This is a genomic window from Sphingomonas sp. QA11, assembly GCF_028473665.1.
Taxonomy (GTDB): Bacteria; Pseudomonadota; Alphaproteobacteria; order Sphingomonadales; family Sphingomonadaceae; genus Sphingomonas; species Sphingomonas phytovorans.
Window position 1 is genome coordinate 4,330,035 of the sequence record NZ_CP098774.1, and the last position, 24,974, is coordinate 4,355,008.

20 protein-coding genes are annotated in these 24,974 nt (G+C 66.2%); 13 read left to right on the plus strand and 7 right to left on the minus strand.

Translation table 11 applies throughout. The annotated features are described in order from the left end of the window. Positions 1 to 84: 84 nt before the first annotated feature. Positions 85 to 1,881, minus strand: a complete 1,797-nt coding sequence (locus tag NDN01_RS19940; protein WP_272623586.1) for an aminopeptidase P family protein — start codon at positions 1,879 to 1,881, stop codon at positions 85 to 87. Positions 1,882 to 2,065: 184 nt separating this feature from the next. Here NDN01_RS19940 and NDN01_RS19945 point away from each other — a divergent pair, with 184 nt between their 5' ends. The 3 genes from NDN01_RS19945 to NDN01_RS19955 are packed head-to-tail and all read left to right on the plus strand — an operon-like array spanning position 2,066 to position 5,908. Further along, complete coding sequence (locus NDN01_RS19945; RefSeq protein ID WP_272623587.1) at positions 2,066 to 3,427, plus strand: hypothetical protein; 1,362 nt, start codon at positions 2,066 to 2,068, stop codon at positions 3,425 to 3,427. 31 nt (positions 3,428 to 3,458) lie between these two features. Beyond that, complete coding sequence (locus tag NDN01_RS19950) at positions 3,459 to 5,519, plus strand: S9 family peptidase (RefSeq protein ID WP_272623588.1); 2,061 nt, start codon at positions 3,459 to 3,461, stop codon at positions 5,517 to 5,519. Beyond that, on the plus strand, positions 5,519 to 5,908 hold the full coding sequence (locus tag NDN01_RS19955) for an acyl-CoA thioesterase (RefSeq protein WP_272623589.1): 390 nt from the start codon (positions 5,519 to 5,521) through the stop codon (positions 5,906 to 5,908). The genes NDN01_RS19950 and NDN01_RS19955 overlap by 1 nt, the downstream gene beginning before the upstream one ends. 25 nt (positions 5,909 to 5,933) lie before the next feature. On the opposite strand, the gene ppc is transcribed toward NDN01_RS19955, so the two are convergent. Continuing rightward, positions 5,934 to 8,609 carry a phosphoenolpyruvate carboxylase gene (gene ppc, locus NDN01_RS19960; protein ID WP_272623590.1) on the minus strand — a complete coding sequence of 892 codons (2,676 nt, stop codon included), beginning with the start codon at positions 8,607 to 8,609 and terminating at the stop codon, positions 5,934 to 5,936. 89 nt (positions 8,610 to 8,698) lie between these two features. Continuing rightward, positions 8,699 to 9,265, minus strand: a complete 567-nt coding sequence (locus tag NDN01_RS19965) for an HNH endonuclease (protein ID WP_272623591.1) — start codon at positions 9,263 to 9,265, stop codon at positions 8,699 to 8,701. Positions 9,266 to 9,359: 94 nt separating this feature from the next. Here NDN01_RS19965 and gluQRS point away from each other — a divergent pair, with 94 nt between their 5' ends. From gluQRS to NDN01_RS19995, 6 genes are all read left to right on the plus strand, one after another. Then, positions 9,360 to 10,262, plus strand: coding sequence for a tRNA glutamyl-Q(34) synthetase GluQRS (gluQRS, locus tag NDN01_RS19970; protein ID WP_272623592.1), 903 nt, complete (start codon positions 9,360 to 9,362; stop codon positions 10,260 to 10,262). Positions 10,263 to 10,271: 9 nt separating this feature from the next. After that, a complete protein-coding gene (locus NDN01_RS19975; protein WP_272623593.1) occupies positions 10,272 to 10,505 on the plus strand; it encodes a twin transmembrane helix small protein in 234 nt (77 codons plus the stop codon). A 19-nt stretch (positions 10,506 to 10,524) separates the two neighbouring features. Further along, entirely contained in the window at positions 10,525 to 11,109 is a 585-nt protein-coding gene (locus tag NDN01_RS19980; protein WP_272623594.1) for a cob(I)yrinic acid a,c-diamide adenosyltransferase, read from the plus strand. A 43-nt stretch (positions 11,110 to 11,152) separates the two neighbouring features. Further along, positions 11,153 to 12,412 (plus strand): ergothioneine biosynthesis protein EgtB, encoded by a 1,260-nt coding sequence (gene egtB / locus NDN01_RS19985; RefSeq protein ID WP_272623595.1) that lies wholly within the window; start codon positions 11,153 to 11,155, stop codon positions 12,410 to 12,412. After that, the gene (gene egtD, locus NDN01_RS19990) at positions 12,412 to 13,389 is read left to right on the plus strand and encodes an L-histidine N(alpha)-methyltransferase (RefSeq protein ID WP_272623596.1); all 978 of its coding nucleotides are present in this window, start codon (positions 12,412 to 12,414) and stop codon (positions 13,387 to 13,389) included. Before egtB ends, egtD begins: the two co-directional genes overlap by 1 nt. A 160-nt stretch (positions 13,390 to 13,549) precedes the next feature. Then, positions 13,550 to 14,419, plus strand: a complete 870-nt coding sequence (locus tag NDN01_RS19995; RefSeq protein WP_272623597.1) for a 3-hydroxybutyryl-CoA dehydrogenase — start codon at positions 13,550 to 13,552, stop codon at positions 14,417 to 14,419. 36 nt (positions 14,420 to 14,455) lie between these two features. On the opposite strand, the gene NDN01_RS20000 is transcribed toward NDN01_RS19995, so the two are convergent. Both NDN01_RS20000 and NDN01_RS20005 read right to left on the minus strand, forming a co-directional pair. Continuing rightward, positions 14,456 to 14,911, minus strand: coding sequence for an SRPBCC family protein (locus NDN01_RS20000; RefSeq protein WP_272623598.1), 456 nt, complete (start codon positions 14,909 to 14,911; stop codon positions 14,456 to 14,458). Next, positions 14,904 to 15,491 (minus strand): NADPH-dependent FMN reductase, encoded by a 588-nt coding sequence (locus NDN01_RS20005; protein ID WP_272623599.1) that lies wholly within the window; start codon positions 15,489 to 15,491, stop codon positions 14,904 to 14,906. Before NDN01_RS20005 ends, NDN01_RS20000 begins: the two co-directional genes overlap by 8 nt. Positions 15,492 to 15,687: 196 nt before the next feature. On the opposite strand from NDN01_RS20005, the gene NDN01_RS20010 reads away from it, so the two are divergent. The 3 genes from NDN01_RS20010 to NDN01_RS20020 all read left to right on the plus strand — a co-directional run bounded on the left by NDN01_RS20010 (position 15,688) and on the right by NDN01_RS20020 (position 19,834). Beyond that, positions 15,688 to 17,799, plus strand: coding sequence for a transglycosylase domain-containing protein (locus tag NDN01_RS20010; RefSeq protein WP_272623600.1), 2,112 nt, complete (start codon positions 15,688 to 15,690; stop codon positions 17,797 to 17,799). 42 nt (positions 17,800 to 17,841) lie between these two features. Further along, positions 17,842 to 18,843, plus strand: coding sequence for a threonine aldolase family protein (locus NDN01_RS20015; protein WP_272623601.1), 1,002 nt, complete (start codon positions 17,842 to 17,844; stop codon positions 18,841 to 18,843). 73 nt (positions 18,844 to 18,916) lie between these two features. Then, positions 18,917 to 19,834 (plus strand): DMT family transporter, encoded by a 918-nt coding sequence (locus NDN01_RS20020; RefSeq protein WP_272623602.1) that lies wholly within the window; start codon positions 18,917 to 18,919, stop codon positions 19,832 to 19,834. Here the strand turns inward: NDN01_RS20020 and NDN01_RS20025 are convergent. After that, on the minus strand, positions 19,744 to 20,565 hold the full coding sequence (locus tag NDN01_RS20025; RefSeq protein ID WP_443025149.1) for an NAD(P)-dependent oxidoreductase: 822 nt from the start codon (positions 20,563 to 20,565) through the stop codon (positions 19,744 to 19,746). The two genes, NDN01_RS20020 and NDN01_RS20025, sit on opposite strands and share 91 nt — an antisense overlap. Before the next feature lie 14 nt (positions 20,566 to 20,579). Beyond that, on the minus strand, positions 20,580 to 22,250 hold the full coding sequence (locus NDN01_RS20030; protein WP_443025150.1) for a M28 family metallopeptidase: 1,671 nt from the start codon (positions 22,248 to 22,250) through the stop codon (positions 20,580 to 20,582). A gap of 125 nt (positions 22,251 to 22,375) precedes the next feature. Between NDN01_RS20030 and pepN the strand changes: the two genes are divergently transcribed. Then, on the plus strand, positions 22,376 to 24,973 hold the full coding sequence (gene pepN, locus NDN01_RS20035) for an aminopeptidase N (RefSeq protein ID WP_272623603.1): 2,598 nt from the start codon (positions 22,376 to 22,378) through the stop codon (positions 24,971 to 24,973). Position 24,974: the final 1 nt, after the last annotated feature.

A 24,974-nucleotide genomic window follows, 5' to 3' on the forward strand; every position in this document is an offset into this window, starting at 1 on the left:
CCGCTGCGTTGCGCGAGAATCTGCGGAAGCGGAAGGCCCAGGCACGGGCAGGCGATACACCGCCCGCGCCCCGCGAGGACGATTCTAGCCGATAGGGGCGCACTTCGCCTGAAGCCATTCCGACTCCTCGCCCAGCATTTCGGGGCCCAGGATTTCCAGCACCTTGGCGTGATAGGCATTCAACCAGTCACGCTCCGCCACCGTCAGCAGGTCCGCCACGATCAGTGACCGCTCGATCGGGCAGAAGGTCAGCGTCTCGAACCCAAGCATCGGCTCATCGCCGCCGGGGATCGCGCGTTCCTCGACCAGGATCAGATTCTCGATTCGAATGCCGTATTCGCCCGCCTTATAGTAGCCCGGCTCGTTCGAGAGGATCATGCCAGCACGCAGCGGCTCGGACGGACCACCACCCGGATAGTTCGGCTTGGCGATACGCTGCGGCCCTTCATGCACCGACAGATAGGCGCCGACGCCGTGGCCGGTGCCATGCGCGAAATCGAGCCCCGCCTCCCACAGCGGCCGGCGCGCGAACGAATCGAGCTGGCCGCCATTGGTGCACGGCGGGAAGACCGCTGTCGCCAGTCCGATATGCCCCTTCAGCACACGGGTGAATCGGTCGCGCATCTCCTCGCTCGGCGCGCCGATGGGGATGACACGCGTCACGTCGGTCGTACCGTCGGCATATTGCCCGCCCGAATCGACCAGATAGAGCTGGCCGGGCTCGAGCGGCGCATTCGATTCGGGGGTCGAATGATAATGCGGGCTCGCCCCATGCGCGCCGGTCGCCGAGATGGTGTCGAACGAGGTGTCGCGCAGCACGCCGGTCGCCTCGCGATATGCCTGCAATCTGGCGACGCAGGACAATTCGGTCTGGCCGCCCTTGGGTGCTTCCTCCTCGACCCATTTGAGGAAGCGCGCCAGCGCCGCACCGTCGCGCACCGAGGCTGCGCGGTGGCCTGCGATCTCGACCGGATTCTTCATCGCCTTGGCCAGCACCACCGGATCGCGGAAGCTCAGCACCGTCGCCCCGCCTGCCTCGAGCCCGCCGAAGATCGCCGACACCGCCCGTTCGGGATCGGCCGCGACGCGCTTGCCGGCATAGGCGGCCAGCGCCGCCGGGAAGGCCGCGCGATCCCGCACCCGCACCGCATTGCCGAGATGCTTGAGCACGTCGTCAGCCACTTTCTCCGGCGCAACGAACAGGTCAGCGGTGCCATCGGCATCGATGATCGCATAGGCCAGCGCGACTGGCGTATGCGCCACGTCCTGCCCACGCACGTTGAGGGTCCAGGCGATCGAGTCGAGCGCCGAGAGCACCACCGCATCGGCCTTGTGCTCGGCCAGCCAGTCGGCGATCGCCGCACGCTTCTCCGCCGAGGACTGGCCGGCGCTGGCCTCGTCCTGCACGGCGAGCTTCGCATCCGACGGTTGCGGCCGGTCAGGCCACACCGCATCGACCGGGTTGGTGTCGACCGGGACCAGCGCCGCGCCGCGCCCGGCCAGGGCCTTGCCCGCTTCCTCGACCCAGCCGCGCGTGTGCAGCCATGGATCGTAGCCGATCCGGGCGCCCGCCGCCGCATGGGCGCCGAGCCACATCGAGATGCTCGTCGCCGGCACCGAGACATAGTCCCATTGCGCGCCGTCGACCTGCTCGCGCACCTGCAAGGTGTAGCGCCCGTCAGTGAAGATCGCTGCCTCCTCCGGCAGCACCACCGCGCTTCCGGCCGAACCCTGAAAACCGGTCAGCCAGGCAAGGCGCTGCGCATAGGCGCCGACATATTCGCTCATATGCTCGTCGGTCAGCGGGACGACGAATCCGTCGAGCCGGTCACGCTTCAATTGTTCGCGAAGAGCGGCGAGGCGGGCGGCATGGGTGGACATCAGCGATCTTTCACAAAGAGACTTGAGCCCACGAAAACGTGACGCCCGGCATCGGCACGTGATGCCAGAAACGCCGCGGACAGGACAAGGGTCGCGCGCGCCGGCGGCTTGATTGACATCGCGCGCCCGGCGCGCCTAGCCTTGATCCGGCGCCCGGTAGCGACAGGCGCCGAGGGGAGCAGCCGTGGCGGATCTGGCAAGTCAAACCCGGCGTCCCGTAACCGAGGATCGTCACGCGGCGGCCTTCCAGGCTGGCAGTCCCTCCACGGACAGCGCGCCGCTGGCAGGCGGCCAGCGAGTGGCCTTGCTCGTCCGCCAGCACGAAATGCTCAACCGGGGCCCGCATATCCTCGCCTTGCAGAGGGTCGCAACCATGCTGCGCGGCCCACAGACTGCATCGGTGTCGAGGCGCCCGCCCCCGCCCGTCAGTCCCGCGGTTCAGTTGAAGGCAGTCGTGCCGATCAATGACGATGCAGCGGTGGTGCAGCGAATCCAGATCGAGGCGTTGCTGGGCGACGCCGAGGACGCCGGGCAAATCAACACACAACTCGGCGATCTCATCGTGAACCGGCCGGGTGACGACGAAGCCGAGCAGGCCGAATTTGCCGATGCCTTGGTGCAGGCCGCCGGTTTCTGGCAGGGGCTTGGCGCGAACGAGATCGGAGATGTTGCCGCCGACCAACGCCTGGGTCTGATCGCGGCCTTGCTCGAAGGCGACGCACCGGCGGGCCTGCAGCGTTTGATGCGCTATTTTTTCGGCCTCGCCGGGCGGCCTCACGATGCGGCGCGCGGGATCGGCACGCTCGGCTTCGCGCGCAACGAGGCAGGCGGCATTGCCGGCATCGTTGGCCGCCCCGGCCTGTTCGCCATACCGACGGGCGCTGCCTCCCAGGCGCGTCGCCACATCACGGCATGGCACACGTTGCGCAACCTGATGAACCGCATCATCGCCAATTTCGACGCGCACGACCTTTCCGAAATATCCCGGGGAATCGTCGACGTGGTCGATCCCGAGATCGCGCGACAGGCAACGGATATCGCGCAGCGCGAAGCCGGAGAGGACGGCGTTGAATTTCGCATCCTCTGGCTGGCGATCGTCCTCAACAATGTCCCGCACAATCTCTGGCTTGGTGCGGCACGCGAGAATATCTCGATCAACACGCTGGCCGGGTTCATCGTGCGATGGACCGACGAGCTGCGCGCGGGAGACATCTCCATCGAGGTGTATCGTGATCGGCTTACCCGGTACAATGCCGGCTCTCCGATGGCGCGGCGGATCATCCAGCAGTTGCTCCACGAGATGGACCAGCCCCATGTCACCGAGCCGCCGGAAACCAGCCACCTCGCCATCTACGAGATCGTCCAGCGCGAGATCAGGCCCCAGCTCGAGATCGACCCGCGACGGCGCGAGCATATCTCACCTTTGCAATTGTTCCTCCATGAGGCTGGCGAGGGCGCCGTGGTCGTCGAGGAAATAGGGCATCTCTCGCGCGCGCTGCGAGACTTTGTGCGCGATCCGGCGGAAGACGATGGAGAACAGGCTTAGACAAGCCCGGCACGGGCACTAAAGGGAGCATATGACCGCACCCAAGCCTCCCGTCGCCGACCGGCGCCCCCACAGTTTCACCGCGCACGGCATCACCATCGAGGACCCCTATGCCTGGATCAAGGATCCGGGCTATCCCGAGGTCACCGACAAGCAGGTGCTCGCCTATCTCAAGGCCGAGAACGCGTATTTCGAGGCGGTGATGGAACCGCACAAGCCGCTCATCGACCGGCTCTATGAAGAGATGAAGGGCCGCATCAAGGAAGACGATTCATCCGTTCCCCAGAAGGATGGCGACTGGCTCTACTGGACCGCGTTCGAGACCGGCGGCCAGTACCGCAAATGGTGGCGCAAGCCCGTTGCCGGAGGACCGGACGAACTGATCCTCGACGAACCGGCGCTCGCCGAGGGCAAGGAATATTTCCGCCTCGGCGCCTTTTCGGTCAGCAATAACGCGAAGCTGCTGGCCTATGCGATCGACGACAATGGCTCGGAGCGGTTCGAGGTTCGCGTCAAGGACCTGGAGACGGGCGAGCATCTGCCCGATATGATCCCCGGCATGCTTTCCGAGATCGTCTGGACCGCCGACGACAGCGGCTTCCTCTACGGCCTCGCCAACGAGCAATGGCGCACCGACAATGCCCGGCTCCATCGGCTCGACACGCCGATCGACCAGGATATCGAGCTGTTCAAGGAGGCCGACGAGGGCTTCCGCGTCGGCGTCAGCGAGACGAGTTCGCGCAAATGGATCGTGATCGCGAGTGGCGACCATGTGACCAGCGAGGTATATCTCCTCCCGGCGGACAATGTGTTCGCCACGCCGCTCTGCGTCTCGCCCCGGAAGGTTGGCCGCGAATATGACGTGGACGAGCATGACGGCACACTGTTCATCCACACCAACGACACCGACCCGAACTTCCGCCTTTGCACGGCATCGATCGAAGCGCCGGGCGAATGGACCGAGCTGATCGGCCCGTCGAAGCATTTCTACATGACCGGCGTGGACTGTTTCCGCGATTTCTTCATCGTCGACGGGCGCGAGGACGGTCTCGATCAGATCGAGATCCACCGCTATGATTCGTCCATCGCGCCGCAACGCATCGTCTTCCCCGAGGCAAGCTATGACGCCGGCCTCGGCAACAATCCCGAATATGCGATGGACGTGCTGCGCGTCGGCTATGAATCGATGGTCACGCCAGGCACCGAATATGACTACGACGTCACCACGGCCGCGCTGACCACGCTGAAGGTACAGGAAATCCCCTCGGGCTATGACGCCGACAAATACCGTACCGAGCGGGTGAAGATCGTCGCGCGCGACGGGACCGAGGTACCGGTCTCGATCGTCTATCCGAAGGATTTCCCGAAGGACGGCTCAGCGCCGCTCTTCCTCTACGCGTACGGCGCCTATGGCTATGCCATTCCGCCAGGCTTCTCGACCGGGCGACTGAGCCTGCTCGACCGGGGTTTCGCTTACGCCATCGCGCATATTCGCGGCGGCGACGATCTCGGCCAGCAATGGTATCTCGACGGCAAGCTGGAGAAGCGCGAAAATACGTTCAACGACTTCGTCGACGTGGCGAAGGGCCTGATCGCGGGCGGCTGGACCAGCCCGGGCAAGATCGCGATCGCAGGCCGCTCGGCTGGCGGGGAGCTGATGGGTGCGGTGGTCAATTCCGATCCCGGCCTGTGGGGCGCGGTGATCGCCGATGTACCGTTCGTCGACGTGCTCAACACCATGCTCGACGCCGATCTCCCGCTCACCCCCGGCGAATGGCCCGAATGGGGCAACCCGATCGAGGACAAAGCGGCGTTCGAGCTGATCAGATCCTATTCGCCCTATGACCAGGTGAAGGCGCAGGCCTATCCGCCGATGTTCATCTCCGGCGGCCTCAACGATCCGCGCGTGACCTATTGGGAGCCTACCAAATGGGCAGCGAAGCTCCGCGCGACCAAGACCGACGACAATATGCTGCTGCTCAAGACCAACATGGGCGCAGGGCATGGCGGCAAATCCGGCCGGTTCGAGAGCCTGCGTGAGGCAGCCGAGGAGCATGCCTTCGTCCTGTGGCAGATGGGCGTCGAGGACTGATGGCCTTCAGGCTCACCAGAACCGCGACTGACGCTGACATCGACGAGCTCGGTCACGTCAACAATGCGGTCTGGGTGAGGTGGATTCAGGACATCGCGGTTTCGCATTGGGAAGCGATCGCGTCGGCCGAGCAGCGCCAAGCCTATATCTGGGTCGTGACCCGGCACGAGATCGACTATCGCGGCAATGTCGGTCCGGGGGAGATAGTGACGGGCGAGACCTGGGTTCCCGAACCGCCCAGGGGTGCCCGGTTCGACCGGCATGTGCGATTCACCGGCGCCGACGGCAAGGTGAAGGTTGAAGCGGTATCGACCTGGGCGCTGCTCGACCGCGCGACGGGGCGGTTGCTGCGGGTGCGGCCTGAACTGGCCGCGCCTTTCCTCACTTGATCCTCCCGTGCCGGGGAGGAATTGATCAGCCCGAATTCCTGAGGGCCGTCGCGATCGCGTTGATCGACAGCAATATCCCTTCGCCGATCCGCTCATCCGTCTCGCCCGCGCGATGGCGCTTCATCAGTTCGATCTGCAGCAGGTTGAGCGGCTCGATATAGGGCAGCCGCAGCCTGATCGATGCGTCAAGCGCGGGATGCTTCTCCAGCAGGCGCGACTGGCCGGTGATGTCGAGCAGCCCGTCATGAGTCTGCCGCCAGCCGTCCCGGATCGCTCCGAACACCTTGTCGGCCAGCGCCCGATCCTCGACCAGGGCCGCGTAACGTTCGGCGATGTCCATGTCGGACTTCGCGATCACCTGCTCCATATTGTCGAGCGTCGCCGCGAAGAACGGCCAGCCCTGCGCCATTTCCGCCAGCAGCCCCTTGTCCTCGAATCCCGCGATCGCCTGACCGACACCATACCAGCCCGGGAGCATCACCCGCGCCTGCGCCCAGCTGAACACCCAAGGGATAGCACGAAGATCCTCGATCCGGTCGGACTTGGTGCGGCTCGCCGGGCGCGAGCCGATCTTGAGCCCCGAAATCTCGGCGATCGGCGTCATCTGGCGGAAGAAGGTGCGGAAGCCTTCAGTACCGTAGACCAGGTCGCGATAGGCCTTGAAGGCACTGCCCGACAAAGCATCCATCGCAACGCCGAAGCGCGCCTGCTCGGCCGGGGACAAGGCATCCGGCTCCAGGCTGGCGAGCAAGGTGGCCGCGGCCATCGCCTCCAGATTGGTCATCGCGCTTTCGCGCGTGCCGTATTTGCCGGCGATCACCTCACCCTGTTCGGTAATCCGGATACGCCCCTGCACCGTACCGGTCGGCTGCGCGCGGATCGCGGCAAAGGCCGAACCGCCGCCGCGCCCGACCGCGCCGCCGCGCCCATGGAAGAGCTGCATGCCGACGCCCGCCTTGTCGAACACCGGCTTCAGCGCGGTCGAGGCCTTCGACAGCGACCAAGTCGAGGTAATATAGCCCCCATCCTTGTTCGAATCCGAATAGCCGATCATCACTTCCTGGAATCCGCGCGCCCGGGTGATCGTGCCGGCCTCAGGCAGAGCGAACCATTCGGTCATGATGCCCGGCGCCGCCTCCAGATCGCCGATCGTCTCGAACAGCGGCACCGCCATGATCGCCGCGCCCGGCGTCTCGCCCGGCCGGTAGAGCCCGACTTCCTTCAGCATCACGTTCACTTCGAGCAGGTCGGACACCGACTGCGCCATCGAGACGATATGCTGGGTGATGCAGGCCGGGCCGTATTTGGCGTGCGCATCCGCGGCGGCCCGGACGATGGCGAGTTCGGACGCCGTCTCGTCCGAATAGGTCGCGAACTGGCTCGACAGCGGCCGCGCATTGGACAGCTCGTGGCGCAGTAGCGACACACGCTGCGATTCGTCGAGCGCGAGATAATCGCCTTCCACCCCCGCCACCTTGAGCAGCTCAGCGACCACCCGCTCCAGCACCGCGCTGTTCTGACGCAGGTCGAGCGTGGCGAGATGGAAGCCGAAGGTCTCCACCGCGCGGATCAGCCGCCCCAGCGCCCCGCCCGAGGCGAGCGCCCCGCCCCCGCCATCGCGCAACGCCCGGGCAATGGTGACGAGATCGGCACGGAAACTCTGCGGATCGGGATAGGGCTCACCGTGGAGCGGGCCCGGCCGGGGCGCCGCTTTGCCGGTCAGCGCCAGATGAGTCGCCGCGAGCCGGGCGTAGATGCCCGACAGTGCGCGACGATAGGGCTCATCCTCCCGGCTCGCCGCATTGTCGCCGCTGGCATCGGCCAGTGCCTGCACCCCCGCATCGGCCGCGGTGATGCCGGTCGAGATCGACAGTTCGGCACCCAGCGCGTTCACCGCGTCGAGATAGTGGCCGAGCACCGCCTCGCACGCCCTGGCCAGTGCGGTCCGCAGCGAATCCGCCGTGACGAAGGGATTGCCGTCGCGGTCGCCGCCGATCCAGCTCCCGGGCCGCAGGAAGCTGGGGCTGCGCTCGCCAAGGGCACGGTCCCAGCGCTGGTAGAGCGCGGGCAACGCCGGCAGGAACACGTCGCGAAGATAGCTGAGCGCGGTCTCCACCTCATCGGCGACGAACAGCCGCTCCTTGCGGAGCACGCGCGTCTGCCAGAGGAGCGCGATCTGGCGAAGGATCGCCTCGTCCACCGCGTCGCCTTCAGGCGTCTCCGCCAGCCCCGCATCCTTCAGGGCCATCAGTTCGGAGATGCGGTTGCGATGGTCGATCATGCTCTTGCGCCGCACCTCGGTCGGGTGGGCGGTGAGCACCGGGGCGATCAGTGCATGATCGAGCAGCGCCATCACCGCTGAATGATCGATCCCCTGGTCCGCCAGCCGCTTCAGCGCGGATTCGACATCGGCGCCCTTTTCGGCCGCGACGCCCTGCCGGTCCTCGGCGAGGTTCGCGAGCATCGAGAACAGCATGAAGCCGCGCACAAAATCCAGCGTCTCGTCAAGGCTCAGCCGGTCGAGCCCCAGATCGACTGAATCCTTGCCCGCGACGCCACGATGCCGGTCGACCGAGGCGGCACGGATATATTCGGTTCGCCTGAACAGCGTGTCCCCGCCATAAGAGCGGATGACGTCGCCGAGCAGCTTGCCCAGGAAGCGGATGTCGGGGTTGTTCGCGATGGAAGGAAGATCGGCCATGGCATGATGCTGCAGCGCAGTATCGTTCCGGTCAACCGACGATCGACGCGAATTTCAGATCCCCCTCCCGCCGGAAGAGGGAAATTCCCTCAGGCCTCCAGCTCGACGTCCCAGTAGAGCCAGTCATGCCAGGTATCGTGCAGGTAATTGGGCGGAAACCGCCGGCCATGTTCCTGCAGATGCCAGTTCGTCGGCCGGATCGCGCCGATATGCAGCGGCATGCCCGCCTGTTTCGGCGTCCGCCCACCCTTTTTCAGGTTGCATGGCGCGCAAGCGGTGACGACATTTTCCCAGGTCGTGCGCCCGCCCTGCGCGCGCGGCACGACGTGATCGAAGGTCAGGTCATGCCCCGATCCGCAATATTGGCATTCGAACTTGTCGCGCAGGAACAGGTTGAACCGGGTGAAGGCGGGGAAGGCGCTTGGCCGCACATAGGATTTCAGCGCGATCACCGAGGGCAGCTTCACCCGGTGATTGGGGCTGCGCACCTCGCGCTCATATTCGGCGACGATGTCGACCCGGTCGAGGAACACTGCCTTGATCGCCGTTTGCCAAGGCCAGACACTGAGCGGATAATAGCTGAGCGGCGTATAGTCGGCGTTCAACACAAGGGCCGGGCAGCTGTCCGGATGGCGGATCAGATCGGGATGGTACACGCGAACGACCCCCTTTGCTTCCTGGCGCGGCAATCGCCGACTAGGATGACGCCGTGATGACAGCACAGCGCGCGACTCGCGGTCAAGAGCCGGTTTGAACGAGGTGATCACCCGGTTCGCGCCCAGCCCTACGGGACTGTTGCATATCGGCCACGCCTGGTCGGCAATCCTCTCGCACGACCGCGCGAAAGAGATAGGCGGGCGCTTCCTCCTGCGCATCGAGGATATCGACGGCACCCGCAGCCGCCCCGACTTCGTCGAGGCGATCCTTCGCGACCTCGCCTGGCTCGGGCTCGAATGGGACGGACCGGTCTTGTTCCAGGCCGAACGGCTTGGACTCTATGCCCGGGCGATCGATCGGTTGAAGGCGCTTGGCCTGCTCTACCCCTGTTTCTGCACCCGCGCCGAGATCGCCGCCAGCCTCTCAGCGCCGCATGGCGATGCCCGACCTCTCTATCCCGGCACCTGCCGACACCTTGCTCCCGACCTGCGAGACCGGCGGCTGGCGGGCGAGCAGCATGCGTGGCGACTGGATATGGCGCGTGCGCTCGATCTTCTCTCCCCCGCTGCGGAGGAGATGCCGGAACAACTCCGCCATGACGGCAAATTGATATGGCATGACGACATCGTCGGCGATGTCGTCGCGACGCCCGAGATGCATGGCGACGTCATCCTGGCCCGCAAGGATGCGCCCGCCAGCTATCATCTCGCCGTGACAGTCGACGATGCCGCGCAGGGCGTCACTCATGTCGTGCGCGGCCGCGACCTGTTCGCCGCGACTCATGTCCACCGGTTGCTCCAGGCGCTGCTCGGCCTGCCGACGCCGGTCTATCGTCACCACGCGCTGCTCGCCGACGAAACGGGCGAGCGGCTGGCGAAACGCAATAAGGCACCGACGCTGCAGGCGATGCGGGAGGCCGGTATCGACGGACGCGCCCTTGCCGACGACCTGCGCGCGGGGCACCTGCCCATTGGCTTTCGGCTGTCGGAGGTTTAAATACCTGGCATGAACACCTTCCTCTTCATCCTCCTGATCGCGGCGATGCTCGCGACCGTCGCCATGCTGGTCCGCGGCCTCGCGGTTTTCCTGCTCAACGCGAGCAACGAGGTGAAGGGCGAGGGCGGCGGCCCGACCGCCTCGGCATTGAAGTCCAACAAGATGATGCAGTACCGCATCTTCTTCCAGGCGATCGCCATCGTGATCGTCGTGCTGATCCTGTTCCTCGCCGGCAAGAACTGACCCTCGGGTCGGTCCGGCCATGGTCAAGCTCAACAAGATCTATACGCGTACCGGCGACAACGGCACCACCGGCCTGGTCGACGGATCGCGCGTCGCCAAGAACGATCCGCGCATGGCCGCGATCGGCGATGTCGACGAGGCGAACAGCGCGATCGGCGTGGCGATCGCAGCGTTCGGGCCCGGCAGATCTGCCAGCGCGCTGACGCGAATCCAGAACGACCTGTTCGATCTCGGCGCCGACCTGGCCACGCCCGGCGAGGATTTTGCGCCGTCCGACATGACGCTGCGCATCGTCGCCGCACAGGTTGTACGACTCGAGAACGAAATCGACGCGATGAACGCCGATCTGACGCCCCTCACCAGCTTCATCCTTCCCGCCGGCACTTCTGGCGCCGCCGCCCTTCACCTCGCCCGGGCCATTACCCGCCGCGCCGAACGCACGGCGGCCGCGGCCGCGCAGGTCACCCCTTTGAATCCGCTCGCCCTCTCCTATCTCAATCGCCTCTCGGACTATCTGTTCGTCGCCGCGAGGCGCGTGAACAAAGACGCGGGTGGCGACGTTCTGTGGATTCCGGGTGCGTCCCGGGACCTGAAGGGACCGTAGCTTGGCTTGACTTTGGCCGGCGCGTTCTGGAAAAGGGAACAGAATGCGAACAAAATCGGACCCTCATCCCGGAACGGACCTGCTCGCGACGCGCTTCGCGACCGTTCGCGCGCTGACCGAAGCACTGGTCGCGCCGCTTTCCGACGCTGATGCCACCGTCCAGTCGATGGAGGATGCGTCACCCGCCAAATGGCATCTGGCGCACACCACCTGGTTCCTCGAGACCTTCATCCTGCGCGATTTCGTGGCAGGTTACGCACTCCACGACGACCGCTTCCCCTTCCTGTTCAACAGCTATTACGAGGCAGAGGGACAGCGCCACAGCCGGGCGCGGCGCGGCATCGTGACCCGGCCCAGCCTGGCCGAGGTGCTTGCCTATCGCGCCCATGTTAATGACGGGATCCGTGCCGCCCTGCCCCACCTGCCCGATGCGGCGATCGAACTGGTCGCGCTCGGCTGTCATCATGAGGAGCAGCATCAGGAACTGCTGATCACCGACATCCTCCACCTCATGTCCCTGAACCCGCTCGAACCGGCGATCTGGCCGGCCGAGCGCAAGGTGCCCGTCGCGATGCCGGGGCCGATCGGCTGGATCGAAGGCGAGGCCAGCATCGCCGAGATCGGCCATGAGGGGAATGGTTTTGCCTTCGACTGCGAAGGCCCGCGCCACGCGACCCTGCTTGCCCCGCATGCCATCGCCGACCGCACCATCACCAATGGCGAATGGGCGGCGTTCATCGCCGATGGCGCCTATGCCGATCCGCGCCACTGGCTGTCAGACGGTTGGGCCTGGGTGAAGTCGCAGGGGATCGTCGCACCGCTTTACTGGGAAAAGCAGAATGGCGCGTGGACTCGCTTCGGTCTTGACGGCCGCCGTCCGATCGACCCTGCCGCGCCCGTCACTCATGTCAGCTTCTATGAAGCGGATGCCTATGCGAGCTGGGCCGGCGTGCGCCTGCCGACCGAGTTCGAATGGGAAGCCGCCGCCGCCGCGCACGACCCGGATGGCGGCAACCAGCTCGACACGGCCGGCCCGGTCGAACCGCGTCCCGCAGCTGACGGCCCGGCCTTTTTCGGCAATGTCTGGCAGTGGACCGGCAGCGCCTATCGCCCCTATCCCGGCTTCAGGCCGGCCGAAGGCGCGGTCGGCGAATATAATGGCAAGTTCATGAGCGGGCAGTTCGTGCTGCGGGGCGGCTCCTGCGCGACCCCGCGCGGCCATGCGCGCGCGAGCTACCGCAACTTCTTCTATCCCCACCAGCGCTGGCAGTTCACCGGCGTGCGCCTGGCGAAGGATCTCTGATGCTCAAGCCCGAAATCGAGGACGGCGACGTCACTCTCGCCGATCCTGCCTTCCGCGCCGACGTGCTGCGTGGCTTCGAGACGCGTCCGCGCGCCATTCCCGCCCGCTGGTTCTACGACCGGCGCGGGTCGGAACTGTTCGAGGCGATCACCGAACTGCCGGAATATTACCCCACCCGGACCGAGACCGAGATATTACGCCATGCCTGCCCAGAGGTCGCGACGTTGGCGGGCGAAGGCCGGGCGGTCGTCGAATTCGGCTCAGGCTCGTCGACCAAGACGCCGATCCTGCTCCGCAGTGTTGGACCGGCCGCCTATGTGCCGATCGACATCTCGGGCGATTTCCTTCGCGAATCCTCGGCTGGCCTCGCGGCTGCCTTTCCCGGGCTGCCGGTGCTGCCGGTCGAGGCCGATTTTCTCCGCCCCATCGCCTTGCCTGCCTCGGTCGCGAGCCTCCCGAAGCTCGGCTTCTTCCCCGGCTCGACCATCGGCAACATGATCCCGCATAGTTCGGTCGACCTGCTCCGTGCGATGAAGGCGTCGCTCGGCGAGGGATCGATGCTGCTGATCGGCATGGACCGGATCAAGGACGAACGCGTGCTCGTCTCAGCCTATGACGATGCGCAGGGCGTGACCGCCGCGTTCAACCTCAACCTGCTCGAACGGGTCAACCGCGAGCTCGACGGGACCATCCCGATCGATGCCCTGCGCCACCGCGCGATCTGGAACGATGACCGGTCACGGATCGAAATGCACCTTGAGGCGCGCGAGGATATCGCCTTCACCATCGAGGGACGTCGTTTCTCCATGGCGGCGGGCGAGACGATCCACACCGAGAACAGCCACAAATATGGCCAGCGCGACGGTCGCATCCTGCTCCGCGCGGGCGGCTGGACCCCCATCGCCGAATGGACCGATCCACAAGGCCTCTTCGCGGTGATCCTGGCGGAAGCGCAGCCGCCGCGGCACGCGCCGTGACAAGCTCTCCCCTTCCCTAAAGCGAGGGGAGGCAGCTTCAGCGAACCGGCGTCGCCCGCCAGATAATCAGCCAGCTGTTCAACCTGCAATCGCGATCCTAGCCCAGCGGCTTCCAAGTCGATAGGAGCGGCCCGACTTTGAAGAGCAACGGAGCAGGGCAATGCAGACGGTAGGCGTGATCGGGGCGGGGCAGATGGGCGCGGGGATCGCACAGGTCTCGGCGCAGGCGGGCTTCCACGTGCTGCTCACCGACGTGTCGAAGGAACGCGCCGAGGCCGGCAAGGCGGGAATCGCCAAGGCGCTCGACCGGCTCGTCGCCAAGGAGAAGATCGATCCCGCCGCGCGCGACCAAGCGCTGGCCCGGATCGAGCCGATCGAGGGCGTCCATGGCATGTCGTCCTGCGGCCTGGTGATCGAGGCGGCGACCGAGCGCGAGGAGATCAAGCGCTCGATCTTCGCCGAGGTCGGCAAGGTGCTGGGCCATCAGGCGGTGCTCGCCTCCAATACCTCGTCGATCCCGATCACCCGTCTGGCCCAGGCCTCGCCCGACCCGAAGCGCTTCGTCGGCGTGCATTTCTTCAATCCAGTGCCGGTCATGGGCCTGATCGAGCTGATCCGCGGCCTCGCCACCTCGGACGAGACGGTCAGGCTAGTCGAGGACTATGCGAAGGCACTCGGCAAGAAAGTGGTCCGCGCCAATGACGCGCCGGGCTTCATCGTCAACCGCGTGCTGATGCCGATGCTCAACGAGGCGTGCTTCGCGCTGGGCGAGGGTGTCGCGACCATCCCCGACATCGACCTTGCCTGCCAGCTCGGCCTCAACCACCCGATGGGGCCACTCACCCTGGCCGACTTCATCGGTCTCGATACCTGCCTCGAAATCACCCGGGTACTGTTCGAAGGCACGGGCGACCCCAAATTTCGTCCCGCCCCGCTACTGGTGAAATATGTCGAAGCCGGCTGGTATGGCCGCAAGACCGGCCGGGGCTTCTACGATTATACCGGGGACGAGCCGGTTCCGACGAGGTGATCTCCCCTAATCCCCTCCCTGTCAGGGAGGGGAAAATCAGGCCGCCAGCGCTTCCAGCCATTTCTGGTGCCATCGTTCCATTCGCGTCGGAAAAAGCAACCGCCCGACCCGGGAGACCGGTCCATACTGTGTCTCCTCGGTCAGGATTGAGCATCCGCTCGCAGCCGGTACGATCAACCAGGCGTGATAGGCCGTCACGCCGATCCCCTTCGCCAGCCACGCGATGCACGTTTCGGGCTCGAATTCCTTCACCTCGCTCTTCAACGCGACGCCAAAGGTCTTCCAGGTGAAGCGGGCCCCGGCGAACAGATCGGCACCATCGCCCTCGATCGCCACGTCGCTGGCATTGGCATAGATCGCCGGCCAGCCAGCCGCGTGGACCAGCCGCCGCCACACGATCTCCGGCGCGGTTCCCGTTTCGATTCGATTGACGACATGGATCGGCGCCTCGGTTGGCCCGAAGCCTTTCGGCCAGTGGATCTGCTCAACCATCCTGGCCGATCGGCGCGAAGCGCGCGACCTGGCGCCCGACGAGGCAGAGCTGTTCATGCACCGCCGGGTCGCTGCTTCCGCCGTCATCGTCGAACTTGGTGAGCTGGGTATTGATCGCCGCGGCGAATGGCGTCGGCCAGCCACGTAGCGCGTGGACGATCGACCTGAGCGCCGCGATCGTGCTGCCGGTCGCCTGCCAGCCATAGGCCGTGGCGATCAGCCCAACCGGCATGTCGGCGAGATAAGGCCGCTCGTCCTTCGCCGTCTCCTCAAGCAGATCGAGTGCGTTCTTGACCACGCCCGAGATGCTGCCGTGATAGCCGGGGCTGGCGATGATCAGCGCCGATGCCTGGCGCACGGTATCGACGAATTCGCGCTCCTGCTCGGTCCGGCAGGTCGCGCGCGGATCGTAGAGCGGCAGGCGCGCCATGTCCGCGCCGCCGAACATGCGCGTGCGGAATCCCTCCTTGCACGCAGCATCGAGCGCGATGCGCAGCGCCCGCTCGGTCGAGGAGGTGCCGCCGATCGTGCCACCGATCCCCACGACGAGGGGCGTAGCGGCGGTGGCGTTGTCAGTCATCGGGGGTCCTCGTACGTGCGGTGCTGCACCATATCCAGATAGACGCTGCACGGCATCGCCTCAATGCCTCGCGGTCTCCGCTCGCATGGCGACCCCGCGCCTGCTAGGATGGCGGCATGTCAAATGCTTGCGGCAACTGGTATAGTACGCTAATACACCTCCGGGCGGCGTAACCGGGGACGGACTGACAGGAGCCATGCGTCCTTATCCTTTCGAGCCCGCCACGTCGCAGGGCAAATCTCCCCTGGACCTGACCGAGGGCCTGCCGCCGCCGGCCTTTTCAGGCCGCTTCGACCACGCGCCCGCGCCGCCCGAACCCTATACGACCAACCTGCCCGTGGTGCGACGGCGCAATTACTGGGGCTGGCTCACGCGCGGCATCGGAATCCTCATCATCCTGTTCGTGATCGCGGTCGGCTGGCTCGCGGTGACCGCCCCCCTGTCGCAATCGCTCAAGCCGCTGACCCCACCCAGCATCACCCTGCTCGCCGACGACGGATCGCCGATCGCGCGACGCGGCGCGATCATCGCTGCGCCGGTCGATGCGGCGAAACTGCCCAAGAACGTCACCAACGCTTTCCTCGCGATCGAGGACCGGCGGTTCCGCTCGCACTGGGGCATTGATCCGAAGGGAATCATCCGCGCCTTCTTCCACAATATGAGCCGGGGCCGGGTGCGCGAGGGCGGCAGCACCATCACGCAGCAACTCGCCAAGAACGCCTTTCTCGATTCGGACCGGACCGCCGCGCGCAAGGTGCGCGAGGTGATGATCGCCTTCTGGCTCGAGGCATGGCTGTCCAAGGACGAGATCCTGTCCCGCTACCTGTCGAACGTTTATTTCGGCGACAATGTCTATGGCCTGCGCGCCGCGGCGAAGCATTATTTCAACCGCGACCCCGAGGAACTGTCGATCGGCCAGGCGGCGATGCTGGCAGGTCTGGTCAAGGCGCCGTCAAAGCTTGCGCCGACCGTCAACCTGAAGGGCGCGCGCGACCGGCAGAAGCTGGTGGTCGGCGCGATGGCCGCCGCCGGCTTCATCGACAAGGGCACGGCAGAGGATGTCAGTCCCGCGCGCCTCGCCGTGGACCGGATCAAGTCGCTGCCCGACGGCACCTATTTCGCTGACTGGGTCCTGCCCGAAGCGCGAGACCGCGCGGGCGAAATCGCCACCGAGACGACGGTCAAGACCACGCTCGACCGCCGCCTGCAGAACGCCGCCGAACGCGCGGTGAGGCGGGCTGGCCTCCGCCAAGCGCAGATCGCTCTGGTCGCGATGCGCCCCGACGGCCGAGTCGTCGCGATGGTCGGCGGCAAATCCTATGCCGACAGCCCGTTCAATCGCGCCACCCAGGCCCGGCGCCAGCCAGGATCGGCCTTCAAGCTGTTCGTCTATCTCGCGGCGCTGCGCAGCGGCATGACCCCGGATTCGATGATCGACGATTCGCCGATCACCATTGCCGACTGGTCGCCGAAGAACGCCGATGGCCGCTATCTCGGCGAGATCACCCTGCGCCAGGCATTTGCCCGGTCGAGCAACGTCGCCGCGGCCCGGCTGATCCAGAAGGTCGGCGTGGCCAATGTCATCAAGGCAGCGCGCGATCTCGGCATCACCACACCGATCCCGAGCGAGGCGACGATCGCGCTCGGCACGTCGAGCATGTCGCTGCTCGAGCTGACGTCCGCCTATGCGGCGGTGGCAGCCGAATCCTATCCGGTCGCCGCCCGCGGGCTGGAGGAAGTGCGTGACCAGAGCTGGTATGCGGCGCTGACCACGCGCTCCCGCCCGCTGACCGGCCGGATCCGCGACGACATGCTCGACCTGCTCTCCGCCTCGGCCGAATCAGGCACGGGGCGCCAGGCGGCCCTGTCGGTCGACACCTATGGCAAGACCGGCACGACTCAGGACAATCGCGACGCGCTGTTCCTCGGCTTTGCCGGCGGGCTCGTCACCGGCGTATGGGTCGGCAATGACGACAACACCCCCAATCCGGGCCTGTCGGGCGGCGGCATTCCCGCGCGAGTGTGGCGCGACTTCATGCAACAGGCACTGAATGTCGGTCCCGCTCACGCGGCTGAGCCGGCAGCGGTGGAGGTCGACCCGGATGCGGAGAACATGATCGACCCCGACGCGGTCAGCCTTCCCGTCGAGGGCGACCTGCAGGGACTTGGCCTCAACCTCCATATCGGCCGGGACGGCAGCATCGAGATCAACCGTTCGAACCGCGAAAGCCCGGATCCGCGGCCCGATCCCCGGCCCCGCCGTGACGACCGCGCCCCGCCACGCGTCCCGGCCGGCGACGAGCAATAAGGCGAGTTGACGTTCGCCGCGACGCGCAGCAAGGCGAATCGCATGCGCTTCTTCTCCGACAACGCCGCCCCGGTCCATCCGGCCGTGCTCGCCGCGCTGGCCGAGGCAAATGTCCTCGATACCGCCTATGACGGCGACGCCTGGAGCAAGCAGCTCGACGGGTTGTTCTCGGACCTGTTCGAGACCGACGTCAGCGCGTTGTGGGTGCCGTCGGGCACATCGGCCAATTGCCTAGCGCTCGCAGCGCTCTGCCCGCCCCATGGTGCGATCGTTTGCCACCGCGAGGCACACATCCAGAACGACGAATGCGGCGCACCCGAATTCTATACGCATGGCGCCAAGCTGCTGCTGGCGGAAGGGCTGGGTGCGAAGCTCGATCCCGCCGCGATCCGGACGGTGCTCGATGCGACGCGCAACGACGTGCACCAGGTCCAGCCGCACGCCATCTCGATCACCAACGCTACCGAATATGGCCTGGTCTATTCACCCGACGACGTCGCCGCGATCGGCGACCTGGCGAAGGCGAAAGGCCTTGGGCTCCACATGGACGGCGCCCGCTTCGCCAATGCCGTCGCGCATCTCGGCTGCTCGCCAGCCGATGTGACATGGCGTGCGGGCGTCGATGCGCTCAGCTTCGGCTTCGTGAAGAATGGCGGGATGAGTGCCGAGGCGCTGATCTTCTTCAAGCCCGATCTGGTGGCCGCCACCCTCTATCGGCGCAAGCGCGCCGGGCTGCTGCTGTCCAAGGGGCGCTATCTCGCGGTGCAGATCCTCGCGCTGCTCGATGACGACCGCTGGCTCGACAATGCCCGCAGCGCCAATGCCGGCGCGACGCTTCTCGCCAGCGCGGCGGGGGATCGGCTGGTCAATCCGGTCGAGGCGAACGAGGTGTTCCTCCGCGTCTCGCCCCAAGAGGCAGCAAGCCTGCGCGCGCTCGGTTTCGACTTCTACGACTGGGGGCCTGGCGAGGCGCGACTGGTGATCTCGTGGAACCAGCGCGAGGAGGATATCCGCCCCCTCGCCGACGCGATCGCGGCGCTTTGATAGGCTCAGCTTATCATCCGACAAGGAAATCGCCCGTCCCGTCCCGCGCCGCCCGGCGCTAGGGCGAAGGCTGATGTCCGACCAGCCCGCACCGCCATCGACGCGCCTTGCGGTGCTGATCCCGTTCGGCATCGTCACCCTGATCTGGGGATCGACCTGGATCGTCATCACCGGCCAGCTCGGCGTTGTGCCGCTCAACTGGTCGGTCGCCTATCGCTTCACGATCGGCGGGCTCACCATGCTCGCTTATGCCGCGTGGAAACGCGAGACAGTCACGCTCGACAGGCGCGGCTGGCTGTTCGTGCTCGCTCTGGCGTTCACCCAGTTCTGCCTCAACTTCAACTTCGTCTATCGGGCTGAGACCTACATCACGTCAGGCCTCGTCGCGGTGGTGTTCGCGCTGCTGCTCGTCCCCAATGCGATCTTCGGCCGCATCTTCCTGGGCCAGAAGCTTGGCGGGCAGCTAATCGTCGGATCGGTGGTGGCGATGGCGGGTGTCGCGCTGCTGTTCGTCCATGAGGCGCGCTCCGATCCGCATGGCCCCCAGGCAGCGCTCGCCGGGGTCGGCGTCACCTTGCTCGCGGTATTGTCCGCCTCGACCGCCAACGTCCTGCAGGGAACCCAGACAGCGCGTCGCTATCCGATGGCGCCGACGCTCGGCATCGCCATGCTGCTCGGCGCGGCGATGGACGCGACGATCGCCTGGACGATTGCCGGCCCGCCAATGATCGAGCTTCGGCTCGGCTATATACTCGGCCTGCTCTATCTTGGCGTGATCGCCTCGGCGCTGGCGTTCACCCTCTATTTCGGGGTGCTGCGCATCATCGGCCCGGCCAAGGCAGCCTATTCCAGCGTGATCATCCCGGTGATCGCGATGCTGCTGTCGACCATCTTCGAAGGTTATCGCTGGTCGTTGCTTGCCGGTGCCGGCGCTGCGTTGACTGGCGTCGGGCTGGTCATCGCGCTGAGGGCACGCAGGCCGGCCCGGTAATCCGGATAAAAGGGCCGCCAGCCGAGCACCCGCTTCGCCTTGCCGTTCGCAATCCGTCGATTCTCGTCGTAGAAGGCGCGCGCCGCCGGCGACAACGTCTCAAGCGGAACGAAGGGCGGCGGATCGCGGCCGAGCAGGCGCGCGGCGCACGCCATCACCGCATTCTGGCAGGCCGGCAGATCGTCCGAGAGGTTGTACGCCCCGGCCGGCGCGTCGAACCCGGCGATCACGCCCGATACAAGATCATCGACATGGATCCGGCTGAACACCTGCCCCGGCAGGTCGATGCGATGGGCGCGCCCTTGCGCGATCCGGTCGAGGGGCGACCGGCCCGGGCCGTAGATGCCCGGCAGGCGAAACACCCGCGCGCCCATCGCCAGCCACGCAGCATCGGCCTCTGCCCGTGCGCGCCGTCGTCCGCCGCCGGTCGGGGCGCTCTCGTCAACCCATGCCCCTCCGGCGTTGCCATAGACACCTGTCGAGGAAAGATAGCCGCACCATGCGCCAGCGGCCGCGAGCGCCGGTCCGTATGTCGCCAATACCGGGTCGACCTCCCCCTCGGGCGGCACCGAAGAGAGAATGTGGGTCGCCCCTGCGATCGCGGCCGTCACGGCGGCCCGGTCGCCGAATGCGATCGTGCCGGGCCTGCCGTCGCGGCTGGTGCCGGCCACCCGCCAGCCCTCGCCCCGCAGCCGGGACGCCAGCGCCCGGGCCGAATAGCCCAGGCCCAAGACGAGTAGATCGGCTATTTCGCGCCGTACCCATTGTAGAGCAGGCCGAAGAAATCGCCCTTGTTCCAGCGCGGCCGCGCGTCGCCATCGGCAATCTCCCGCGCGATGGCATAGTTCGCATCGACGAAACGGATGCCCTGGCTCCAGTCGATCGGCTGCGACAAATCGTCCGAGGGCTGGTGATAGCGCTTGGCGAAGAACTCAGCCGTCGCGGCCTTGCCGGGCCCGGCCTGGCCCGGCCACAAGAACACCGATGGCACGCCCTGCTGGACGAAGCGATAATGGTCCGAACGGACGAAGATGCCCTGCGCCGGATCGGGATCGGGCGACATGGTCACCCCGAGCGTCGCGACCGCCTTGCTGACGATCGGCCCGAGCGTCGAACGGTCGGCGCCAAACACCGTCATGTCCTCGAACCGGTAGCTCAGGATCGGCATGTCGAGATTCACATCGGCGACGATCCGGTTGATCGGCACGGTCGGATGTTTCGAGAAATAGTCGGAACCGACCAGCCCCTTCTCCTCGCCGGTGACCGCCAGGAACATCACGCTACGGCGCGGTGGCTTGCCGCTCGCCTTGAAGCGCCTGGCCTCCTCGATCAGCGAGGCGATGCCGACCGCATTGTCCTCCGCCCCATTGTAGATATTGTCGCCTTTCATGTCGGGGCGCACGCCGAGATGGTCGAGATGGGCCGACAGCACCACGACGTCCGACCCGAGCTTCGGATCGCTCCCGGGGATCATGCCGGCGACATTGCTGCTCATGCCCTGCCGGAACGTCGTCCTGACCGCGACCGCCAGGCTGCCGGGCAGCTGCTCCGCCTTGAACTTCGCTTCGGCATTGGTCGCGCGCTTTAGGACGCTTTCCCAGGGCATCTTCGCCCCGGCGAACAGCTTGGCCGCACCGATATCGCTGATCGTCGCCAGCTGTGGCGCACCCGGAGAATCGCCGGTACCGTCTGGCCGGGCCCAGGTCACGCGCGGGCGATCCCAGCCTTGCACCGCGTTGCCGAGCGGGCGCGGCTGGATGAGGATCGTGCCGACGGCGCCGCGCGACTGGGCGTAGATCGCCTTGGTCGTACCGCCCGAGAAATGCGCGCGCTCCTCGCTCTGGAAGCTCGACGGCGCGCCGCCGAGATAGGCGACGATCTTCCCCTTCACGTCGACCCCGGCATAGTCGTCACGCTTGTATTGCGGCGCGACGATGCCGAAACCAACGAACACCACCGGCGCGTCGATGACCGTCGAGGCGGCGCCGGCATGGGCACCGGGGACATAATCTTCCCCGAAGACCAGGCGCTGCGGCAGCGCGCCATCGCGGGTCACCACGAGATCACCCTTGTCGCCGGCGCGATAGGTGACCAGCGGCACCTTCTGCAGATAGCTGCCATCATCGCCCGCCGGGCGCAGGCCGGCCGCATAGAATTGCGCCGCGACATATTCGGCCGCGATGTCATATTCGGGGCTGCCAGCCTCGCGCCCGCGCATCGCATCCGAGGCGAGGAACATGACATGCGCCTTCATCGCCGCCTGATCGTCCGGCAGCACCGCGTTGACGAGATCGTTGATGGCCTTCATATCCTTCACCACCGGCGCGGTTGGGGCCGGGGTCGGGGCTGGGGCCGTCTGGGCCAGCGCAGCGCCCGCGAAACTCATCAGCGCGATCGCGCCAACCGAACGAAACATGCCTTTTCCTTGTGCAATCCGGATCATGGCGGACGGCGTAGCATCGCCGCGCGCGCGCGCAAGTGCGGCGACCGGGGCGGCGATTTCGGTGGCACGAGGGGAATCTCCACCCTACATCCATCGACATGCTCGACGTCCAGACCGCCACCGCCCAGCCCCATGTCACGCGTCGCGAAGACTATGAGGCGCCCGACTGGCTTGTCCCGGAGATCACGCTCGATTTCGACCTGGCGCCGGAGGCGACACGAGTCCGGGCGGTGCTGCACATCATCCGCAACGGCGCGCATGATTCATCGCTTCGTCTCGACGGCGGCGGCCAGACCCCGCTTTCGGTGAAGGTCGACGGCGCGGCGATCAACGACTGGTCGCTGGAGGACGATGCGCTCGTCATCCCACTCACCGGATCAGCCCATGTGATCGAGACCGAGGTTGAGATCACGCCCGATCGCAACACCCAGCTGATGGGTCTCTACGCGTCCGGCGGCAATCTCTGCACGCAGTGCGAGGCGGAGGGTTTCCGCCGGATCACCTTCTTCCCCGACCGGCCCGACGTGCTCAGCCGCTACAAGGTGCGCATGACGGCGGACAAGGCGCGCTTCCCCGTGCTCCTCGCCAATGGCGACCCGGTCGGCGAGGGCGATCTGGGCGAAGGGCGCCACTGGGCGGAGTGGCACGATCCCTTTCCCAAGCCCTGCTATCTCTTCGCGATGGTCGCTGGCGACCTCGTCGCCAACCGCGGCACCTTCGTCACCGGATCGGGCCGCGAGGTCGCGCTCGGCATCTGGGTCCGCGCCGCCGACGTCGTCAAGACCGGCCATGCCCTCGAAGCGCTCAAGACCAGCATGGCCTGGGACGAGCGAGTCTATGGCCGCGAATATGATCTCGACGTGTTCAACATCGTCGCTGTCGACGATTTCAACTTCGGCGCGATGGAGAACAAGGGCCTCAACATCTTCAACTCGCGCTACATCCTGGCCGATCCCGACACAGCGACCGATTATGATTTCGACGCGATCGCTGCGGTGGTGGCGCATGAATATTTCCACAACTGGTCGGGCAACCGGGTCACCTGCCGCGACTGGTTCCAGCTTTCGCTGAAGGAAGGTTTCACCGTCTTTCGCGACCAGAGCTTCTCCGCCGACCAGGGCTCCGCGGCGGTCAAGCGGATCGAGGACGTGCGTGGGCTGCGTGCCGCCCAGTTCCCGGAAGATGCCGGCCCGCTCGCCCACCCCATCCGCCCGGACGAATATCTCGAAATCTCGAACTTCTACACCGCGACGATCTACAACAAGGGCGCCGAGGTCATCCGCATGATGGCGACGATGCTCGGGGCAGAGCGTTTCCGCGCCGCCACCGACCTGTATTTCGAGCGGTTCGACGGCACGGCGGCAACCTGCGAGGATTTCGTCGCCTGCATGGAGGAAGCGGGCGGGATCGAGCTCACCCAGTTCCGCCGCTGGTACAGCCAGGCCGGCACGCCGCGCGTCACCGCCTCGCTGGCGCATGAGGCCAGCAGCGGTAGCGCCACCCTGACCCTGTCGCAACGCATCCTGCCTACACCCGGCCAGCCCGAAAAACTGCCGATGGTCCTGCCGCTCAAGCTGAAGCTGTTCGGGGCGGAGAGCGCCAGCCCGATCGGCCCGGAACAACTGATCCTGCTGACCGATGCCGAGGCGCGGATCAGCTTCGAGACAGTCACCGAGCGTCCCGTCCTCTCGATCAACCGCAGCTTCACCGCGCCTGTCGTGATCGAGACCGATCGTTCGGCGGCCGATCTCGCCTTCCTGTCGGCGCATGACGACGATCCCTTCGCCCGGTACGAGGCGATGCAGCAGCTGATGCTCGACACGCTGGTCGGCGCGGTCAGCCTTGGCCGCGCCGACCATGCGCCAGTGATCGCCGCCATCGCCAATACGCTCGACAACCCTCATCTCGACCGCGCTTTCGTGGCGGAGGCGGTATTGCTGCCGTCGGAAAGCTTCGTCGGCGACCAGATGAAGATGGTCGATCCGGAAGCGATCTACGCTGCGCGCGAAGCGCTGCGGCGGGATATCGGGCGCACGCTGGAAGCGAAATGGCGTGCCGAATATGAAGGCGCCCGGGCCGCGCATTTCGAATATTCGCCGCTGGCAAAGGGACTGCGCCGGCTGCGTACCGTCGCGCTCGGCTATATCGCGGCGAATGGCGGCGACGAAGCGGCAGCACTTGCCTTCGCCCAGTTCGAGACAGCCGATAACATGACCGACCGCCAGGGCGCGCTCACCACGCTGGTCAACGGCAATTCGGATCGGCGGATCGCCGCGCTCGACATCTTCTACAACCGCTATTCGGACAACGGCCTGGTCCTCGACAAATGGTTCTCGACCCAGGCGCTGTCGTCGCGCGACGATACGCTCGCCACCGTCAGCGAGCTGGCACGGCATCGCGACTTCACCCTGGCCAACCCGAACCGCGCACGATCGCTGGTGGGCGCGTTCAGCGTCAACCAGCGGGCGTTCAATGCAGCCTCCGGCGAGGGCTATCGTTTCGTCGCAGACCAGCTCATCGCGCTCGACAAGCTCAACCCGCAGACAGCGGCGAAACTGATCCCGCCGCTCGGTCGCTGGCGCCGCTTCGACGAAGCCCGCGGCAGCCTGATGCGCGCCGAGCTCCAGCGGATCGTGGCGACGCCGGGCTTGTCGAAGGACATGTTCGAACAGGCGACCCGAAGCCTGGACGGCTGAT

Bases quoted from the DNA above. Each gene is read 5' to 3' on its own strand.
- NDN01_RS19940 (WP_272623586.1), bottom strand. From the start codon at position 1,881: ATGTCCACCCATGCCGCCCGCCTCGCCGCTCTTCGCGAACAATTGAAG.
- NDN01_RS19950 (WP_272623588.1), top strand. From the start codon at position 3,459: ATGACCGCACCCAAGCCTCCCGTCGCCGACCGGCGCCCCCACAGTTTC.
- NDN01_RS19955 (WP_272623589.1), top strand. From the start codon at position 5,519: ATGGCCTTCAGGCTCACCAGAACCGCGACTGACGCTGACATCGACGAG.
- ppc (WP_272623590.1), bottom strand. From the start codon at position 8,609: ATGGCCGATCTTCCTTCCATCGCGAACAACCCCGACATCCGCTTCCTG.
- NDN01_RS19975 (WP_272623593.1), top strand. From the start codon at position 10,272: ATGAACACCTTCCTCTTCATCCTCCTGATCGCGGCGATGCTCGCGACC.
- NDN01_RS19980 (WP_272623594.1), top strand. From the start codon at position 10,525: ATGGTCAAGCTCAACAAGATCTATACGCGTACCGGCGACAACGGCACC.
- egtB (WP_272623595.1), top strand. From the start codon at position 11,153: ATGCGAACAAAATCGGACCCTCATCCCGGAACGGACCTGCTCGCGACG.
- egtD (WP_272623596.1), top strand. From the start codon at position 12,412: ATGCTCAAGCCCGAAATCGAGGACGGCGACGTCACTCTCGCCGATCCT.
- NDN01_RS19995 (WP_272623597.1), top strand. From the start codon at position 13,550: ATGCAGACGGTAGGCGTGATCGGGGCGGGGCAGATGGGCGCGGGGATC.
- NDN01_RS20000 (WP_272623598.1), bottom strand. From the start codon at position 14,911: ATGGTTGAGCAGATCCACTGGCCGAAAGGCTTCGGGCCAACCGAGGCG.
- NDN01_RS20005 (WP_272623599.1), bottom strand. From the start codon at position 15,491: ATGACTGACAACGCCACCGCCGCTACGCCCCTCGTCGTGGGGATCGGT.
- NDN01_RS20010 (WP_272623600.1), top strand. From the start codon at position 15,688: ATGCGTCCTTATCCTTTCGAGCCCGCCACGTCGCAGGGCAAATCTCCC.
- NDN01_RS20015 (WP_272623601.1), top strand. From the start codon at position 17,842: ATGCGCTTCTTCTCCGACAACGCCGCCCCGGTCCATCCGGCCGTGCTC.
- NDN01_RS20020 (WP_272623602.1), top strand. From the start codon at position 18,917: ATGTCCGACCAGCCCGCACCGCCATCGACGCGCCTTGCGGTGCTGATC.
- NDN01_RS20030 (WP_443025150.1), bottom strand. From the start codon at position 22,250: ATGTTTCGTTCGGTTGGCGCGATCGCGCTGATGAGTTTCGCGGGCGCT.
- pepN (WP_272623603.1), top strand. From the start codon at position 22,376: ATGCTCGACGTCCAGACCGCCACCGCCCAGCCCCATGTCACGCGTCGC.